The 2,962-nt window shown below is 68.5% G+C and carries 2 protein-coding genes; both read left to right on the forward strand.

All coding sequences use genetic code 11. The features are described from left to right. Positions 1–157: 157 nt before the first annotated feature. Positions 158–1,156, forward strand: a complete 999-nt coding sequence (gene hpnH, locus AC08OO_RS23170; protein ID WP_011436992.1) for an adenosyl-hopene transferase HpnH — start codon at positions 158–160, stop codon at positions 1,154–1,156. A 477-nt stretch (positions 1,157–1,633) separates the two neighbouring features. After that, positions 1,634–2,848, forward strand: coding sequence for a beta-ketoacyl-[acyl-carrier-protein] synthase family protein (locus tag AC08OO_RS23175; protein ID WP_476611833.1), 1,215 nt, complete (start codon positions 1,634–1,636; stop codon positions 2,846–2,848). Positions 2,849–2,962 lie beyond the last annotated feature (114 nt).

Consider the following 2,962-nt stretch of genomic DNA (forward strand, 5'->3'; position numbering starts at 1 on the left):
CCCACCTCAGTTCCACCCCACACCCGCTCCGACCCATGCCGAATCCACCAGCTCCACACCACACACCTACACTGACCGGAACAGTCACCGACCAGAACAGTGCGGCATCGCGACTCCACCCACCAGGCGACCGAAGACCAACACCAGGAGGGTGAAAATGGCCATTCCGCGGCGCCAGGCAATCAGGATCGGCGCTTATCTCCTCAAGCAGAAACTCGCCAGGCGGGACAAGTTCCCGATCACCCTCGAACTCGAACCCCTGTTCGCATGTAACCTCGCCTGTGAGGGCTGCGGCAAGATCCAACATCCCGCGGACGTGCTGAAACAGCGCATGCCCGTCGAGCAGGCGCTCGCCGCCGTCGACGAGTGCGGCGCCCCCGTGGTGTGCCTGGCAGGCGGCGAACCGCTGATGCACCCGCAGATCGAGGACATCGTGGCAGGCCTGGTGAAACGTAAGAAGTTCATCTACCTGTGCACGAACGCCCTCCTGATCCCACGCAAGATCGACAAGCTGCGTCCGTCACCGTACCTGTCCTTCGCGGTACACATCGACGGCCTCGAGGAACGCCATGACAAGTCCGTGGCCAAGCCGGGCGTGTTCGCCCAGGCCGTGGACAACATCAAAGAGGCGCAGCGCCGCGGCTTCCGCGTCACCACGAACACCACGTTCTTCAACACGGACACCCCTCAGACCGTGATCGAGGTGTTGGACTTCCTCAACAACGACCTCAACGTCGACGGGATGATGCTCTCCCCCGCCTACGCCTACGAGAAAGCCCCCGACCAGGACAGCTTCCTCGGGGTCAAGGAAACCCAGGAACTGTTCCGCAAGGCGTTCGCCGACGGCCGCCGCAAGAACTGGCGGATCAGCCACTCTCCCCTGTTCCTGGACTTCCTCGAAGGCAAGATCGACTTCCCGTGCACGGCCTGGGGCATTCCGTCCTACTCCCTGTACGGCTGGCAGAAGCCGTGCTATCTGATGGGCGACGGCTACGCCAAGACCTACCAGGAACTCCTTGACACCACCGACTGGGAGGCCTACGGACGAGGCCGCGACCCACGCTGCGCGAACTGCATGGCACACTGCGGCTACGAACCGACCGCCCTCGCGGCGACCCTGTCCTCCCTGCGGGAATCCATCCGCGCGGCCCGCTGAGACCGGCCCCCGGACCACCGGCCAGCCCCCGGACCACCGGCCAGCCCTCGGGAAACGACCTCGGGAAACGACCTCGGTGCCGGCGTCCACATCCTCCGGTCGGAGGGCGACGGCCGCCGCACCGAGGTCCTCCGCCACCAGGCACCCGGCTCAGATGTACCGGGAAGGGCGGCATAACGGGAAGGGCGGCATAAGCGGGATCCGACCCGAAACCGCATTATGATCCAATTATCACCACTGGCGCCCCGACGCTCACCCACCGTCCCCTCGCCGGTCCGACATCGTGGGCCGCGGCGGCGCCCGTCCCGGCATCGTAGGACTTGTGGGTCTTTGTAGGGTTCCCACAACACCTGACCGCCGACATCGGTGGCGGCGGAGCTGTCCAGACCGCGCCCCGAGCTGGGAAGGTGACCCGGAGCGAGGATCGGAACCGCCTTTTGGGCGTTCCGCCCTCATCGTGACGGGAAGGGGTAGTTAGTGGTTTACGACAAGATCGTGGTAACGGGTCTCGGTGCGATGACTCCACTCGGCGGCGACCTCGCCGCCACCTGGGACGGGCTGGTCGCGGGTGCCTCGGGTGTCGCGGTGATCGAAGACGAATGGGCGCGGGAACTGCCGGTCCGACTCGCCGCACAGCTGCCCGTCGACCCCGCGGCAACACTGCCGCGCAAGGACAGCCGCAAGCTCGACCGCGGTGAACAGATGGCGATCGTCACCGCCCGGCAGGCATGGGCGGACGCGGGATCCCCCGAGGTCGCTCCCGAACGGCTCGCGGTCGTCATCGGCACCGGTTACGGCGGGGTGCAGTCCACCCTGGGCCAGCACCGCATCCTGGAGCAGGCCGGTGCGCGCCGGATGTCCCCTCACACGGTAATCATGCTGATGCCCAACGGCCCGGCGGCGTGGGTGAGCATCGACCTCGGCGCGAAGGCCGGCGCCCGCACCCCGGTCAGCGCCTGCGCGTCCGGCGCCGAGGCGATCGCCACCGGCATGGAGATGATCCAATACGGGCTGGCCGACGTCGTGGTCGCCGGCGGCGTGGAAGCGCCGGTCGACACGCTGCCGCTGGCGGCGTTCGCGCAGATGAAGGCCCTCTCGACCCGGCACGGCGACCCGGCAGCCGCCTCCCGTCCCTTCGACGCCGACCGTGACGGCTTCGTGCTCGGCGAGGGCGCAGGCCTGCTGGTCCTGGAACGGGCCGGGTTCGCCGCCGCCCGAGGCGCCCGCGTGTACGCCGTCGCCGCCGGCGCGGCCACCAACTCCGACGCCCTCGACATCGTCACCGCCGACCCCGCCGGGCAGCGCAGAGCCATCGAGGCCGCATTGGCCGGCGCCGGCCTCACCCCCACCGATATCGACCTCGTACACGCCCACGCCACCTCCACCCCCGTCGGCGACCCCCTGGAGGCCGAGGCGATCACTCAGACAATCGGCACCCATCCGGCGGTCACGGCCACCAAGTCGATGACCGGGCACATGCTCGGCGCCGCCGGCGCGGTGGGCGCCATCGCCACGGTGCTCAGCATCCGCGACGGCGTCATACCCCCGGTGCGCAACCTTGACCGGCTCGACCCGACGATCAAGCTCGACGTCGTGTCCGGACCGGCCCGCCACGAGACCGTCCGCGCCGCCGTGGCCAACGCCTTCGGCTTCGGTGGGCACAACGTCTCCCTGGCATTCACCGCCCCCTGAACCGGCCGCACCGACCACGCCGGGCGTGGGCGAGGAGGAGGGTGACGTCGTCGTCGTAGCCGTCGTTGCCGTCGTAGCCGTCGTAGCCGTCGTTGCGGTTGTTGCGGTTGAGGA

Source organism: Frankia sp. CeCAU1 (genome assembly GCF_977971845.1).